17 protein-coding genes are annotated in these 13,411 nt (G+C 69.2%); 9 read left to right on the top strand and 8 right to left on the bottom strand.

Annotation, left to right across the window (positions count from 1 at the left end; all coding sequences use genetic code 11):
* Positions 1-208: 208 nt before the first annotated feature.
* Both ACSIH6_RS11945 and ACSIH6_RS11940 read right to left on the bottom strand, forming a co-directional pair.
* Positions 209-679 carry a hypothetical protein gene (locus ACSIH6_RS11945; protein ID WP_435108315.1) on the bottom strand — a complete coding sequence of 157 codons (471 nt, stop codon included), beginning with the start codon at positions 677-679 and terminating at the stop codon, positions 209-211.
* Positions 680-1,174: 495 nt separating this feature from the next.
* Positions 1,175-1,723 (bottom strand): EF-hand domain-containing protein, encoded by a 549-nt coding sequence (locus ACSIH6_RS11940; protein WP_435108314.1) that lies wholly within the window; start codon positions 1,721-1,723, stop codon positions 1,175-1,177.
* A gap of 614 nt (positions 1,724-2,337) precedes the next feature.
* Between ACSIH6_RS11940 and sdhC the strand changes: the two genes are divergently transcribed.
* The 3 genes from sdhC to ACSIH6_RS11925 are packed head-to-tail and all read left to right on the top strand — an operon-like array spanning position 2,338 to position 6,040.
* On the top strand, positions 2,338-3,150 hold the full coding sequence (sdhC, locus tag ACSIH6_RS11935; protein ID WP_435108313.1) for a succinate dehydrogenase subunit SdhC: 813 nt from the start codon (positions 2,338-2,340) through the stop codon (positions 3,148-3,150).
* Positions 3,151-3,176: 26 nt separating this feature from the next.
* Positions 3,177-5,252 carry a fumarate reductase/succinate dehydrogenase flavoprotein subunit gene (locus ACSIH6_RS11930; protein WP_435108312.1) on the top strand — a complete coding sequence of 692 codons (2,076 nt, stop codon included), beginning with the start codon at positions 3,177-3,179 and terminating at the stop codon, positions 5,250-5,252.
* Positions 5,249-6,040, top strand: a complete 792-nt coding sequence (locus ACSIH6_RS11925) for a succinate dehydrogenase/fumarate reductase iron-sulfur subunit (RefSeq protein WP_435108311.1) — start codon at positions 5,249-5,251, stop codon at positions 6,038-6,040. The genes ACSIH6_RS11930 and ACSIH6_RS11925 overlap by 4 nt, the downstream gene beginning before the upstream one ends.
* 96 nt (positions 6,041-6,136) lie before the next feature.
* On the opposite strand, the gene ACSIH6_RS11920 is transcribed toward ACSIH6_RS11925, so the two are convergent.
* From ACSIH6_RS11920 to ACSIH6_RS11905, 4 genes are all read right to left on the bottom strand, one after another.
* On the bottom strand, positions 6,137-6,640 hold the full coding sequence (locus ACSIH6_RS11920) for an ATP-binding protein (protein WP_435108310.1): 504 nt from the start codon (positions 6,638-6,640) through the stop codon (positions 6,137-6,139).
* The gene (locus ACSIH6_RS11915) at positions 6,637-7,317 is read right to left on the bottom strand and encodes a hypothetical protein (RefSeq protein ID WP_435108309.1); all 681 of its coding nucleotides are present in this window, start codon (positions 7,315-7,317) and stop codon (positions 6,637-6,639) included. The genes ACSIH6_RS11920 and ACSIH6_RS11915 overlap by 4 nt, the downstream gene beginning before the upstream one ends.
* A gap of 339 nt (positions 7,318-7,656) precedes the next feature.
* On the bottom strand, positions 7,657-7,839 hold the full coding sequence (locus tag ACSIH6_RS11910; protein WP_435108308.1) for a DUF397 domain-containing protein: 183 nt from the start codon (positions 7,837-7,839) through the stop codon (positions 7,657-7,659).
* On the bottom strand, positions 7,832-8,647 hold the full coding sequence (locus ACSIH6_RS11905) for a helix-turn-helix domain-containing protein (protein WP_435108307.1): 816 nt from the start codon (positions 8,645-8,647) through the stop codon (positions 7,832-7,834). Before ACSIH6_RS11905 ends, ACSIH6_RS11910 begins: the two co-directional genes overlap by 8 nt.
* A 237-nt stretch (positions 8,648-8,884) precedes the next feature.
* Between ACSIH6_RS11905 and ACSIH6_RS11900 the strand changes: the two genes are divergently transcribed.
* The 6 genes from ACSIH6_RS11900 (at position 8,885) to ACSIH6_RS11875 (ending at position 11,864) form a co-directional block, all read left to right on the top strand.
* Positions 8,885-9,202 (top strand): hypothetical protein, encoded by a 318-nt coding sequence (locus ACSIH6_RS11900; RefSeq protein WP_435108306.1) that lies wholly within the window; start codon positions 8,885-8,887, stop codon positions 9,200-9,202.
* A gap of 92 nt (positions 9,203-9,294) precedes the next feature.
* Entirely contained in the window at positions 9,295-9,645 is a 351-nt protein-coding gene (locus tag ACSIH6_RS11895) for a hypothetical protein (RefSeq protein ID WP_435108305.1), read from the top strand.
* A gap of 209 nt (positions 9,646-9,854) precedes the next feature.
* On the top strand, positions 9,855-9,977 hold the full coding sequence (locus ACSIH6_RS11890; RefSeq protein ID WP_435108304.1) for a hypothetical protein: 123 nt from the start codon (positions 9,855-9,857) through the stop codon (positions 9,975-9,977).
* 359 nt (positions 9,978-10,336) lie between these two features.
* Positions 10,337-10,831, top strand: a complete 495-nt coding sequence (locus ACSIH6_RS11885) for a hypothetical protein (RefSeq protein WP_435108303.1) — start codon at positions 10,337-10,339, stop codon at positions 10,829-10,831.
* Between the two features lie 13 nt (positions 10,832-10,844).
* Positions 10,845-11,054: a hypothetical protein gene (locus ACSIH6_RS11880; protein ID WP_435108302.1), complete on the top strand. Its 210-nt coding sequence runs from the start codon at positions 10,845-10,847 to the stop codon at positions 11,052-11,054.
* 54 nt (positions 11,055-11,108) lie between these two features.
* Positions 11,109-11,864 carry a methyltransferase domain-containing protein gene (locus ACSIH6_RS11875; protein WP_435108301.1) on the top strand — a complete coding sequence of 252 codons (756 nt, stop codon included), beginning with the start codon at positions 11,109-11,111 and terminating at the stop codon, positions 11,862-11,864.
* 349 nt (positions 11,865-12,213) lie between these two features.
* Here the strand turns inward: ACSIH6_RS11875 and ACSIH6_RS11870 are convergent, their stop codons facing one another.
* Positions 12,214-12,555: a hypothetical protein gene (locus ACSIH6_RS11870; protein WP_435108300.1), complete on the bottom strand. Its 342-nt coding sequence runs from the start codon at positions 12,553-12,555 to the stop codon at positions 12,214-12,216.
* 121 nt (positions 12,556-12,676) lie between these two features.
* The gene (locus ACSIH6_RS11865; protein ID WP_435108299.1) at positions 12,677-13,312 is read right to left on the bottom strand and encodes an MBL fold metallo-hydrolase; all 636 of its coding nucleotides are present in this window, start codon (positions 13,310-13,312) and stop codon (positions 12,677-12,679) included.
* Between the last annotated feature and the right edge of the window lie 99 nt (positions 13,313-13,411).

Here is a 13,411-nt window from a genome sequence, read left to right as displayed (position 1 = left end):
AAAGGGTGCGGAGCGGTGTGTCGGCGGCACCCGAGGGCGGTCCGGCCATAGTGACAAGTCGCCCCTGCCCGCACTCAGACAACCCCGGTTGACGAAACCGGGCACAGCGGAGCCCCCGCGCGACGCGCGGGGGCGGTGGCGACCGGGTCGTGACCCCAGTGTCACCGGGCAACCACTGGTCACCCGCCTCCTGGGGCGCCGGACGTCACTAGTGGATGGAAATCAGCTTGATGTCGAACATCATCTTCTCCCCCATGGCCGCGCCGTCGATGCTCATCCGCAGCCAGCCGTCTTTGGGGTAGAGGGTGATCTTGCCGCTGACGAAGGACACTGCGAACTGGACGGTGACCCCCTCGGGGAGACTGCTCGTTGTCTTGACCAGGCGCAGGGTGGGGTGGAAGGGCAGCGCACAGCCCAGCTCGGCGGACATGACGCTCTCGTCGAAATCGAAGTTCACGTGCACCTGCAGGGTGCCCCACTTCCGCGGCACCTGGATGTCGTAGCCTCCCGACGAGATCCACACGTCCTCGCCGTAGACCGGGTTGCCGTTCGCGGCCTGGGCGTAGACGTGGATCTCCTCGTCGCCGGTCTTGGCGGAGGGGTACTCGACGCGGTGGTGCCCGTCCATCCAATCCTGCAGGTCGGTGTCGGTTCCGTCGGTCATGGTGAAGGCGGACATCGTGTGCTCCTTCTCAGTGGGTCGCGTGCTCGGACCGGGCCATCCTCGCCCCGTGTCCAGCCACGGCCGGGGAGAACCGGCCGGGTGTGCCGCGATCGGCCGCTGCGCGGGTCCGGTGGGTGCGCATATGGGCCGTTACCGCCCCGGGCCGGGGCACCGATGCGGTCGGTCCCGAAGGGGAACCCGGGCCGGTCCGGGTCGGCCCCGAAAGGGCCGGTATCACCGCTGCCTGCGCAAATGGGGTCTATGCCCGCCCCGGCCCGCCGCCGCCCTACGACCGCACCCACCGCGAGGCCCGCGGTTCCCCGGTGTTCGACCATGCCGCCCTCCCTGCGCTGCTGCGAGCGGGCGCCGGGGCTGTCCCGGTGCCAGGTCCGGGCAACAGAAACCCCCACGCGACGGGGCGTCGCGCGGGGGCTGTCGTGGCCGCACCGTGGCCGAACGCGGGAGGGTGGGGATCCTCCCCGTCCTCCGATCAGGAGTCGGGGCCTGTGCTCACAGGACGCCGAAGGCCACACCGCCCGCAGCCTCGGGGTCCGCACTGTGGAGGAACTCCCGATGCGCGCGGATGAACTCCTGGCGGCTGATCCGGCCGTCGCCGTCGGCGTCCAGTTTCGCGAAGCGCCGTACCGCGTCGTGGCTGACGGTCTTCTGGCTTTCCAGGAAACGGTTGCCTTCCTGCACGCTGATCTCGTTGTCGCCGTCGGCGTCGATGAGGTCGAAGACGGCGTGGGGCAGCCCGTCGTTCATGTTGAACCGGCTGGTGTCAACCGTGGTGAGGCGCAGGGCCTCGACGAACTGGTCCCGGTTCAGGCGGCTGGTGTCGGCGTTGCTGTGGCGCAGCAGCTCCACCCACAGCATCTGGTAGCAGGACAGCAGCGCCTGGGCCCTGCGGTCGTAGCGGTCCACCCCGTAGACCGCGAGGTAGCGGTCGACGAGGCGCTGGAAGTCGTCCCACTCGACGCGGCCGTCCTCATCGGTGTCGAAGGCGTCGAAGAGCCGGCCATAGCGGGTGGCGATCGGGTCGGCGGAGGCCGTGGTCATGTGGTGCGTCCTCTCGGTTGGGGAACGAGACCATCTCGTTCACCCTCCGTTACTACCCAACTACCGAGAGATGTGCACGGGGATTTTGCAAACCAGTCATGCACCGGTTCCACCCCCTGGACGTGTGCGGTGCCGACCAGCGCGGACGCGAGACCGCACTGGAGTGTGGTCCTACCGGTCAACCTCGGCCCACCAGCCCATGACCGGCCACAGCTCGCCGGGGCCGGGGGAGGCGCCAGCGAACGTGCCCGCGAGCCATCCCTGCGGCGGTTCGCCGACGGTCTCTGGGTCGAGCGTCGGATTCCGGCGGATATCTCCTTTACCACATGCCACTTGTGCCCCTGGAGCAACGGGTTCGGCATAAGGGATTTCTACCTACTTAACCCGACAAAACACCCCAAATAAGCGCTCCCAAGTGGCCTATTTCACACAGCTTTCCCCGACTCCCATCGCCCTCCGGGACGTGACCGTGATCACAACGCCCTAACGTTGCGTTGCGGGCCGGTTCGCTACGGCTCCTCCCCGCAGCCGTCCGGCGCAGCGGTCGCGGCCGAAGCGGGCGGGTACCGCGCCCCGCCCGGCCGGGACCTTCCCACAGGAGGTGCAAGACAACGGTGACAGCGACCGAAAGCGCAGGCCCCGGGGGCGGCCGGGCACGTGTCCCCCAACGAACCCTGCGCACCGACAACTGGTGGCTCGGCCCCCTCCTCACCGCGCTGGGGCTGGCCACCTTCGTCGTCTACGCGACCCTGCGGGTGCTCCAGCAGGACCACTACTGGGTCCAGGAGCACCACTACCTGACCCCGTTCTACTCGCCGTGCATCGCGCAGCAGTGCGCGCCCGACGCGGCCCTGTTCGGACGCCTGCCGGTGGAGTTCCCGCCGCTCATCCCCTACGCCCTGATCAGCCTGCCGATCCTGCTGCTGTTCCGGCTGACCTGCTACTACTACCGCAAGGCCTACTACCGCTCGTTCTGGTTCTCGCCCCCGGCCTGCGCCGTGCGCGAGCCCCACGGGGCCTACACCGGCGAGACCCGGCCGCTGATGCTGGTCCAGAACGGCCACCGCTACTTCTTCTACGCCGCCCTCGCCCTCACGGTCCTCAACACGTGGGACATGCTGGTCCCCTTCTTCCACGGGACCGACGGCGGCTTCGGCATCGGGCTGGGCAACCTCATCATGCTCCTCAACGTGGTCATGCTGTGGGGCTACACGCTCAGCTGCCACTCGTGCCGCCACGTCTTCGGCGGACGGCTGCGCAGCTTCGGCAGGCACCCCGTCCGCTACTGGATGTGGGGCCGCCTCTCCACGCTCAACCACCGGCACATGTACTTCGGCTGGCTGAGCATCGCGACCCTGATCCTCACGGACGCCTACATCGCCCTGATCGCCAGCGGCACCATCAACGACCTGCGCATCCTCAACTGAGCCAAGGGGAAGGAAGGCACGACCAGATGCCCCCCACAGCAGAACCCGGGATCACCCGGTACGCCTACGACGTCGTGGTGATCGGGGCGGGCGGAGCCGGGCTGCGGGCCGCGATCGCCGCCCGCGAGCAGGGCAAGCGCACCGCGGTGATCTCCAAGTCGCTGTTCGGCAAGGCCCACACGGTGATGGCCGAGGGCGGCGCGGCGGCCGCCCTGGGCAACGCCAACCCCGACGACGAGTGGCGCGTGCACTTCCGCGACACCGTCCGCGGCGGCAAGTTCCTCAACGATCCGCGCATGGCCGAACTGCACGCCCGCGAGGCGCCCGAGCGCATCCTGGAGCTGGAGTACTGGGGCGCGCTCTTCGACCGCACCGCCGAGGGCAAGATCAGCCAGCGCAACTTCGGCGGCCACGAGTACCCGAGGCTGGCGCACGTGGGCGACCGCACCGGCCTGGAGATGATCCGCACCCTCCAGCAGCGGGTCGTCGCGCTCCAGCAGGAGGACGCCGCGGAGCTGGGCGACCCCGAGGCGCGGATCCGCGTGTTCGCCGAGACCGCGATCACCCGCCTGGTCACCGAGGAGGACGGACCCGGCGGCGGTGCTGGTGGCAGCACTGGTGCCGGTGGCAGTACTGGTGCTGGTGGCAGTGCCGGTGCCACGGCCGTGGACGCGGACGGGAGTGCTGGCAGGGGCGCGGACGGGAGGACTCCGGGCCGGATCGTCGGCGCGTTCGGCTACCGCCGGGTGGACGGCGGGTTCGTCCTGTTCGAGGCGCCCTCGGTGGTCCTGGCCACCGGCGGCATCGGCAAGGCCTTCCGCACCACCTCCAACTCCTGGGAGTACACCGGCGACGGCCACGCGCTGGCCCTGCGGGCCGGGGCGTCCCTGATCAACATGGAGTTCGTCCAGTTCCACCCCACCGGGATGGTCTGGCCGCCTTCGGTGAAGGGCATCCTCGTCACCGAGTCGGTGCGCGGCGACGGCGGCGTGCTGCGCAACTCCGAGGGCAGGCGGTTCATGTTCGACTACGTGCCGGACGTGTTCCGCTCCCAGTACGCGGAGAGCGAGGAGGAGGCCGACGGCTGGTACGACGACCCCGCCAAGCACCGCAGGCCGCCGGAGCTGCTGCCCCGCGACGAGGTGGCGCGGGCGATCAACACCGAGGTCAAGGAGGGGCGCGGCTCGCCGCACGGCGGCGTGTTCCTGGACGTGTCCACGCGCCTGCCCGCCGAGGAGATCAGGAAGCGGCTGCCGTCCATGCACCACCAGTTCAAGGAGCTGGCGGACGTGGACATCACCGCCGAGCCCATGGAGGTGGGCCCGACCTGCCACTACGTGATGGGCGGGGTGCGGGTGGACGCCGACACCGCCGCCTCCGACGTGCCCGGGCTGTTCGCGGCCGGTGAGGTGGCGGGCGGCATGCACGGATCCAACCGGCTGGGCGGCAACTCCCTGTCGGACCTGCTGGTGTTCGGGCGCAGGGCCGGGCTGGGCGCCGCGGCCTACGTGGACGGGCTCGGAGAGCGGCCCTCACCGGCCGGGCTCCTGGACCGGATCGCGGCCGAGGCGTCCTCGTACGCGCTGGACTTCCTCAAGCAGGGCGACGGCGAGAACCCGTACACGCTGCACACCGACCTCCAGGAGACCATGAACGACCTGGTGGGCATCATCCGCAAGGGCCCGGAGATGGAGCGGGCCCTGGAGCGGCTGGCGGAGCTGGAGGAGCGGTCGCGCATGCTCAGCGCGCCGGGCGACCGGGTGTACAACCCGGGCTGGCACCTGGCGCTGGCGCTGCCCAACATGGTCCTGGTCTCGCGCGCGGTCACCACCGCCGCCCTGGAGCGCACGGAGTCGCGCGGCGGGCACACGCGCGAGGACTTCCCCGGTATGTCGGCCGAGTGGCGGCGGGTGAACCTGGCGGTGCGGGCCGACCGCGCCGACCGGGTGTCGCTGTCGCGGCTCCCGGTCGCCGACATCCCGGCCGGGCTGCTCTCCCTCTTCGAACGCGACGAGCTGGCCAAGTACCTGACGGAGGAGGAGCTGCCCGCGGCGGGGACGACGGGGGCGGCGGACGACGCGGCCGAGGAGGGCCAGTCATGAGCGAGCGTGTGTTCCGGGTGTGGCGGGGTTCGGGCGAAGGCGGGCTCGCCGAGTACCGGGTCGAGGTCAACGAGGGCGAGGTGGTGCTCGACGTGCTGCACCGCCTCCAGGCCACGCAGACCCCGGACCTGGCGGTGCGGTGGAACTGCAAGGCCGGCAAGTGCGGTTCGTGCTCGGTGGAGATCAACGGCCGTCCCCGGCTGTCGTGCATGACGCGGATGAGCGTGTTCGACGAGGACGAGGTGGTGACCGTGGCACCGATGCAGACCTTCCCGGTGATCCGGGACCTGGTCTGCGACGTGTCGTACAACTACCAGAAGGCGCGGGAGATCCCCTCGTTCAGCCCGGATCCGGCCAAGGCGCCGGGTGACTTCCGGATGCGTCAGGAGGACGTGGAACGCCAGCAGGAGTTCCGCAAGTGCATCGAGTGCTTCCTGTGCAACAACGTGTGCCACGTGATCCGCGACCACGAGGAGAACAAGGAGCACTTCTCGGGGCCGCGCTACCTCATGCGGGTGGCGGAGTTGGAGATGCACCCCGAGGACACCGCCGACCGCAGGCTCATCGCCCAGGAGGAGTTCGGGCTGGGCTACTGCAACATCACCAAGTGCTGCACGGAGGTGTGCCCGGAGAACATCCGCATCACCGACAACGCGCTGATCCCGCTCAAGGAGCGGGTGGCGGACCGCAAGTACGACCCCCTGGTGTGGCTGGGGTCCAAGATCGGTGTGCGGCCGAAGGACACTCCGCCGGTGCCCAACGTCGGGCGGTACTCGGACCTGACCTGACCTGGCCTGACCTGAACCCGGTCCCGTCCGCTGCCCCGGGGCGCACTCCCGGGGCGGCGGACGGGGTCGGCAACCGGAATCCGGGCTCGGCCCGGGTCAGCAGGTGAACACGAAGGGCCGCAGCCCGGCGGGGACCGTGGCCGGGGCCACGTCGAAGACGGCCCACACGTGGGTGCCGAGGTCGGCCCAGGGGGCGAGGCGGAAGTGCCCCCACTCCCGGGCCAGGTTCTCCACCAGGAGCAGACCGCGCTGACCCTCGGCCCAGTTCCAGTCGTCTTCCGTGCGTTCGGCCGGGATGGCCGGAATTCCGCCCCCGCCTCCCGAGTCGCTCAGGGACAGTCGCAGGGTTCGCTCGTCGGGCATGGACAGTGCTCGGACCACCTCGCCGTACGTCCGGTGCGGATCGGTGTACTTGGCGCAGTTGGCGTGGAGTTCGCTGGCGCACAGTTGGAGGGTGTCGACCAGGTCGGGGTCGAATCCGGCCAGGTCGCGGGCGAGGTCGGCGCGGACCCGGGAGAGTTCGGACAGCTCGCCGGTGTAGACGCGGTGCTCCCAGCGGACGAGCGGGCGGGGGTCCTCCTTCGTGAGGGTGGTGTTCACGCCGTCGCCCCCTGCCGCTGGTGGAGCAGGGCACGGATGCGGGAGGTCAGTTCGTCCCATTCACCGGGTGGGACGGGCCTGGGTTCCGGGGGACCAACGACAGGGCCGACCACAGGGCCGACGACGCCGAACCGGGGTGCGGGGTCGCCGAGCAGGTCGCCGCTCGGGTTTTCCCTCTGCTGCCGAACGAGGGCGGCGGCGCGTACCCGGGCCTGCTCGAACGCGCGGCGCACCTCTTCGGTTTCAGTCTCACCGGGGTTGGGGCGGAGGCTGGGGCCGCCGGGTGCGGGCTTCCGGGGTGTGGGCTGCTGGGGTGCGGGTTTACGAGGTGCGGGAACCCGGGTCTCGGCAGCGCGAAGGCTTTCGTGGGCGGCGAAGTAGGGGCGCACGAGGGCGACCTCGTCGGCGTTGAGCTGTTCGCTGGGGGGTGTGAGTCGCGGCGCGGGAAAGCTGGGGCGCGCGGGAGGCGCAGAGTTCTCGGGAGTCTCGCGACGGAAGGAGACCCGGTTCCGGCTGACCTGCACGGGAGCAGCGGGCGGCGAGGGAGCGTAGCGGCGGACGCGGGTGGAGCGTCGTCGGCGGCCGACCTCGGTGGAGTGGCGTCCGCACGGGGAGGCGAAGAGCGCGATCAGCGGGCCGAAGGCACGGCTGAGAAGCGCAGCGCTAAACTGGCGCATGCTGGCAAAATCCTTGCTGTAAAGGTGCTTAGTTGCTGGCCACGACCCCGGGCGGTGGGAAACCGTCGCGGGGTCTTTCTGCGTATGGAGTTGTGTGTTCGGGTAGAAGATTAGGGCACACGGAGCGTGATGGCGAACTTTTCTTCGAACCTGACCCCAAAAAGCCACCCGGTCGGACATAACCCCAGATCAGAGCGCCCACCAGAAAAGGACAGGTGCGTTTTCGCGCCTTGTCAGAAGTATCCTCTTCGCCCGAATTAGAATCATTTGCGCGCGCTCTGGAGGGCATGAAGAAGGGCAGCGCCTCCCCTGGAAGCACTGCCCCTTGCTGTGTGGTCGCTAGCCGTGGAGCTTGAGGGAGTCCACGAGCGCGGTCCACTCGCTGGCGGCGAACTCCAGCTGCCCCAGCTCGCGGTTCTGGGTGTCACGCACCGCCGTGCTGGCACCCTCAGCGACCTCGACGCAGTTGTTGTTACTTCCGCCGCTGTAGCTGCTCTTGTGGAAGGAGCGTCGTTCAGTCATCGAGTTCTCCTCGTACCTGCTGGACCAGTTGAAAGCTGTCGCTGGTGGATAGTGCGCCCGCCTGGATGGCTCCAAACAGCGTTACGCACTCGCGGACCTTCTCGTCGTCATCGATGATCATGTCATCCGCGACGTACTCGGACGCCGCCACCATCGGCCGATCGGGGAACACGAACACCCTGAACGACCCGGAGAGCCCCGGAGGCAGCCGCAGGCTGAGAGGAACCACCTGAAGACAGATGATGCCGTCCGCCACGAGCTTCAGAAGGTGGTCCAACTGCTCCTTCATCGTCGTGACGTCACCGAGAACGCGGCGGATCACAACCTCATCCAACACGATCCACAGTAGCGGGCGTTCCGGCACTTCAAGGACGGCGTGGCGCCTCATGCGAGACTCGACGAGCGCGTCCAGCATGTCAGCGCTTGCCCACGGACGACAGGCCCTGAAGATCGCCCACGCGTAACCCGGTGTCTGGAGGAGACCCGGAACGAGCGTCGCGTGGAACTCCCGGATCTCCACGGCCGTCCGCTCGAAGTCGATGGCGTTCTGCGAACCAGCGGGGTAGATGCTCTCCGAGTTCGACTTCGACCAGAGCCGCGCGAACACCCCTGAGGTCTCGAAGAGTTCGTCCAGCCTCCGTGCCTCCTGGAGCTGGGGTGCGTGCACGGCCAGCTCCCAGTACGAGACGAGCGACGACGAGACGTTGACGTGCTCGGCTAGGCGACCCTGCGACCACCCCCGCGTCTTCCTCCGTTTTCGCACTTCAGAGGCTATTTTCTTGTACTCGGGCTTCGGCTCCCGCGTCATCGGTCCTCCAACGGCCGCCAGCACTCGCCACATACGGCCAGGCAGTAGCCACACTTTTCCAGGGTTCAAGCGAGTTACTGAACCCGCGATGGAAGCTATAGCACTCCGACTTCCACACATGCATTATCGGGAACCAGAAAAGCACAACCGGCGACGAAGCGAGAAGTGGAACCGGATATTCCACGTTTCCATTTGTCTGTTTTAAGGGGGTCGCGCGGTGCGAGCAGAGGAAGAACGGTGAGCGCAGTGGCCTGGGACGTGAGCGACGACCGCGCGCAGTACTCGGCCGCCGAGCAGCTCCACGCGCTCCACCGCCGCCTCTGGTGGGTCATGTGGGCACCGGCGACCCGGCGCTTCTTCGCCTTCTACCAGGGCGACGCCGAGTTCGAACCCCTCTCGGACGCCACCCCGCACGGGCTGGACGCCCAGATCCGCCGCGCCCAGACGCTCATCGCCCGTACCCGCCCCACCGCGCACTGGCGCTGCCCCGTCTCCGGCTGCGCGTGGACCTCCGTCAATCCCACGCTCCACGGCCCCTGTCCCGCCCCGGGATGAACAAGCCCCGTACCGGGGGCTCGGTGTCCTTCCCCGGCTGAGCCCCCTCCCCCGCTCACTACCGCACGAACAAGCACAAGCAGGAGTCACCCATGCCCCAGCGGACACAGACGGACTACGCCCCGCTCCCCCGACGTGCCCGCTCCGGGAACCACCAACCCCACGTTCCGCACGTTCACATCCATCGGGACTCACCACACGACCCCGACGACCTGTCGGCGCTGGCCGAATCCGTCCGCCGCCTGCTCCGACAGCGCCCTGACCTGGCCTATCCCGCTCTCCATCCCGACCCCGAGAACGGAACCGCACCCTCCGTGTTCACGCTCATCGCCGACCTCCTGGTCACCCTGACCGAGGTCCACCGACTCGCCCTGACCATCGGCGCCCACGACGAGGCCGCCGACATCGCCCGCCTCATCGACACCCTCCGCACCACCACCTGATTCCGCAGAAGACCGCACTTCCCCCGCCCGCACCCAGCCACACGGACAGACCGATCCTGGCCAATGTCCTGACGCAGCGTGCTGGTGACCTCACCATTAATTCAGCCGCCCTCTCAGCCTCCACACGCCCGGTGTGGAATCACGGGCGCGCGGGCCAAAGGCGCTGACAGAGAAGTCAACGCTCACCTACATCCCACCAAGGAGCCCAGATGCACGAATCCACCGAAGACTTGTTCGTGACCCCCGAGCGCCTGGAAGTCCCGGACCAGGTCACGGAATACACGAAGACCAACGGCGACGGCGACATGCCCAACCGGTACGACGAGATCTGATCCTCTCCCGGGGCGGCCCCACGCGAGGCCGCCCCTTCCTCGTAGCGGAGCCCCCATGCTGACCGTTCACCTCCACCCCCAAGACCTGGACGACCCAAGCCTGTGGCACACCACGCCAGCAGGTGACCGCTGGACCCTGGGAACCTCACACCTGACCCCCTACCTGCATCCCTGTCTGGAAGCAGGCATGACCCTCAGACGATGGTGCTCTCCTCGTCGAGGACGGGTATCTCGACGAGTCTGAGCTGCGATGCTCTGCCCAGGAGTTCATAGCCACGGGTGCGCGCACGTTCGACGTGTACCGCCCACTGATACTGGAGACCGGCTTGGCCTCCTTACGGGCCAGGAGAGGGGGAGCGATGCAAATCCGACCAGCGTGCGCGGATGACTACGACGGTGTCGAAGCCATGGTGGCCCGGCGTGCGGCGTGGATGCTTGAGCGTGGCTTGTCCGCCCGTCCGGAGGTAGCGCAGGCCATGGCCGAGCAAGCGGCAGAAGACGACACGCCCATGTGGGTACTGGTCGACGATGCGACGATCCTGGGCTGCACCAGCGCCTACACCGAATCCCCCGAATGGGGGTTCACCGATCAGGAACGAGCGATACCGGCCCTGTTCCTGGCTTCCACCTGGACCGTGCCGAACACTCACCGGTGGGGGTGGACCCTGGCCCGGTGGGCTCTGGACCACGCCGCCCGCACCGGTCGGGACGAGGTACGTCGGGGCACGTTCGCGCCTGGGTTGGTGCGGTACTACACCTCGGTTCAGGGATGGCGCGTGGTGCGGGAAGTGGACCGGCGAACGCGCACATGCACCTTCTTGACGCGTCCCTCGGAACGGCGGTCAGACTTCTAACCTGTTCTGGGACGTGTCCACGGGATCGCAGGCGTGGCTGCGCGCCGGGGACGACGGCGGGCCGATCGTGCGCCAGCACGGCCCCAACCGGCTGTGGAGCGCTGTCGAGGAAGCCCTCACGGTATGGGAGAAGGCCGGTTCGCCACCGATCGACGCATTCGGACTGACAGCGAACCCGAGCGGTCAACGGGTGTGGCTCTGCTCACCGGACGGTCCGTCCTGACGCCTTCCGGTGTAAGGGATCCAGCGGCGGAGGAAAGCACGAGCGCGACGACACATGACCAACCCCGAAGACCTCCGGTCCCGCCTCGCTGAGGAGATCAACCCCTCCTCAGCCTGGCGGGACGGCTTCATGCGGGTTCCCCGCCACCGCTTCATCCCCGACCGGATCTGGATCGAGGACGGGGACGACCTGACGACCCTCGACAGGGCCGACGATCCCGACGCGTGGTTGCGTGCCTGCTACGCCAACCGGCCCGTCATCACCCAGATCGACGATGGAGACCCGACCGGGCGCGGGCACCGGTCCTCGTCGGCGTCCATGCCGAGCATCGTGGCCACGATGCTGGACGCCACCAACCTCGACGCCGGACAGCGGGTGTTGGAGATCGGTACCGGAACCGGGTGGAACGCCGCACTACTCGCCGACAGGGTCGGCGCCGGGAACGTGACATCGGTGGAGATCGACCCGGCCGTGGCCGCACGTGCCCAGGAGAACCTGGAGGGTCGCGGTGTCCGTGTGGTCGTCGGGGACGGTGAGAAGGGTTGTCCGCCTGACGCCCCCTACGACCGGGTGCTGGCGACCGCCGCCGTCCAGCGGGTTCCCTACCCGTGGGTGGAGCAGACCGCGCCCGGCGGCCGGATCGTGACCCCGTGGGGGACGAGCTTCCACAACGGCACGCTGCTGCGGCTGCGGGTCGGCGCGGACGGGACGGCGGCCGGGCGCTTCGGCGGGAACGCGGGCTTCATGTGGACGCGCGGCCAGCGGACACCGCACGGGCACCCTCGAAGAGCGCGTCCGTCCCGACCATGAGTACACCGAGACCACCACGGACCTGCACCCGTACGAGCCGGTCGGGGACTTCGACGCGAGCTTCGCGATCGGTCTGCGGGTTCCCGGTATGAAGGACCTGCTGGTCTTCGACGACGACGTGCCGGGCAACCCGAACTACACGGTGTACCTGATGGACCCCGGTTCGGGTTCTCGTGGGCCTCGTGGCGCGTCCAGCCCGGCCCTCATGAGTTCACGATCCGACAGCACGGCCCGCGCCGGATGGTCGGACCGCCCTGACGCCCGAGCGGCCCGGCGAAGCAGCGCCGGGCCGCGACGGTACCCCGGACCAGAGCCGCGCCCCGGGCCCAAGCGATCGCCCCGGGCCCGGTCAGAGGGCGGAGCCGTCCAGCCGGAACGGGCCCCCGCTGTCGCCGGGGCGCCAGCCCTCGGCCAGCGCGCCTCGGACGGCGGCGACCACCCGCGCCGGGGTGACCGGCTCGGGTTCCGGGCCGGTCGAGGCGCGGAAGGGGCGGCAGTACCCCCGGGGGCGGGTGTGGCCCAGGGTGACCACGAGCGGGTTACCGGGGGTCTCGGCCCCCTCGACGACGAAGGTCATCGGGCCGCCGTCGGGCTGTTCGCACTGGGCCCGCGTGAGCCTCTTACGGGTGCGCCACCGGTAGGCGGTCCCGTCCACCGTGATCCGCCGGGTTCCCTTGCGTACCAGTGTCATCCGCTCCCACCTCTCGTCGTCGGAGAGCCCACGCTAGAGGTCCGGGCGGGCTGGGTTCCACCGGTTTTCCGCGCGGCGGACCGCCGGGCACCGGACAGGCCCGCCGGAGCGACCGCCGGGCTCAGAACCCGCGGGACGCCCAGGCGTCGAGGTGTTCGGCGGCCTCGGCGACGGTGGTGGACTCCCCGTGGCCGGGATGGACGACCGTGTCCTGCGGCAGGCCCGCGAGGTGTTCGCGGATCGAGGCGATGATCGTCGGGAAGTCCGAGAACGGCTGGCCGGTGGCGCCGGGGCCGCCCGGAAAGAGGGTGTCTCCGGTGAAGACCACCCCGAGCGCGGGCGCGTACAGGCACACCCCGCCCGGCGTGTGGCCCGGGGTGTGCAGGACGTCCAGCTCCACTCTCCCCACCACCAGCGTCTCGCCGTGCAGCAGCGGGGCGTCCGGCTCCCGGTGCGGGTGCACGCGGTGCCACAGTTCGGCGTCGTCGGGGTGCAGCAGGATGGGGCAGTCGGCCAGGTCGGCCAGCGCGACGGCCGCGTTGACGTGATCGTTGTGTCCGTGGGTGGCCACGATGGCCATGAGTTCGCGGTCACCCAGACCGCGGGCGATCGCCTCGTGGTCGTGGGCGGCGTCGATGACGATGGCGCTGTCGTCGTCTCCGACGATCCAGACGTTGTTCTCGACGTCGAACCCGTTGCCCTCGAGGCTGAAGACACCCGAGGTGCGCAGACGCTGGACGGGGGAAGGGGCGTTCACCGGCTCACCACCTGTACCTCTCGCGGGCTGGTGCTACGCCTTCGAGCCTATATGGGCGGGCTCCGGCGCACACGGTGGTCGGGCGGGGAAAAACGCGGA

Origin of the sequence: Nocardiopsis synnemataformans (assembly GCF_965343085.1) — a bacterium.
In the GTDB taxonomy this organism is placed as follows: Bacteria; Actinomycetota; Actinomycetes; order Streptosporangiales; family Streptosporangiaceae; genus Nocardiopsis; species Nocardiopsis alborubida.
This window is presented reverse-complemented; position numbering and strand designations above follow the sequence as displayed.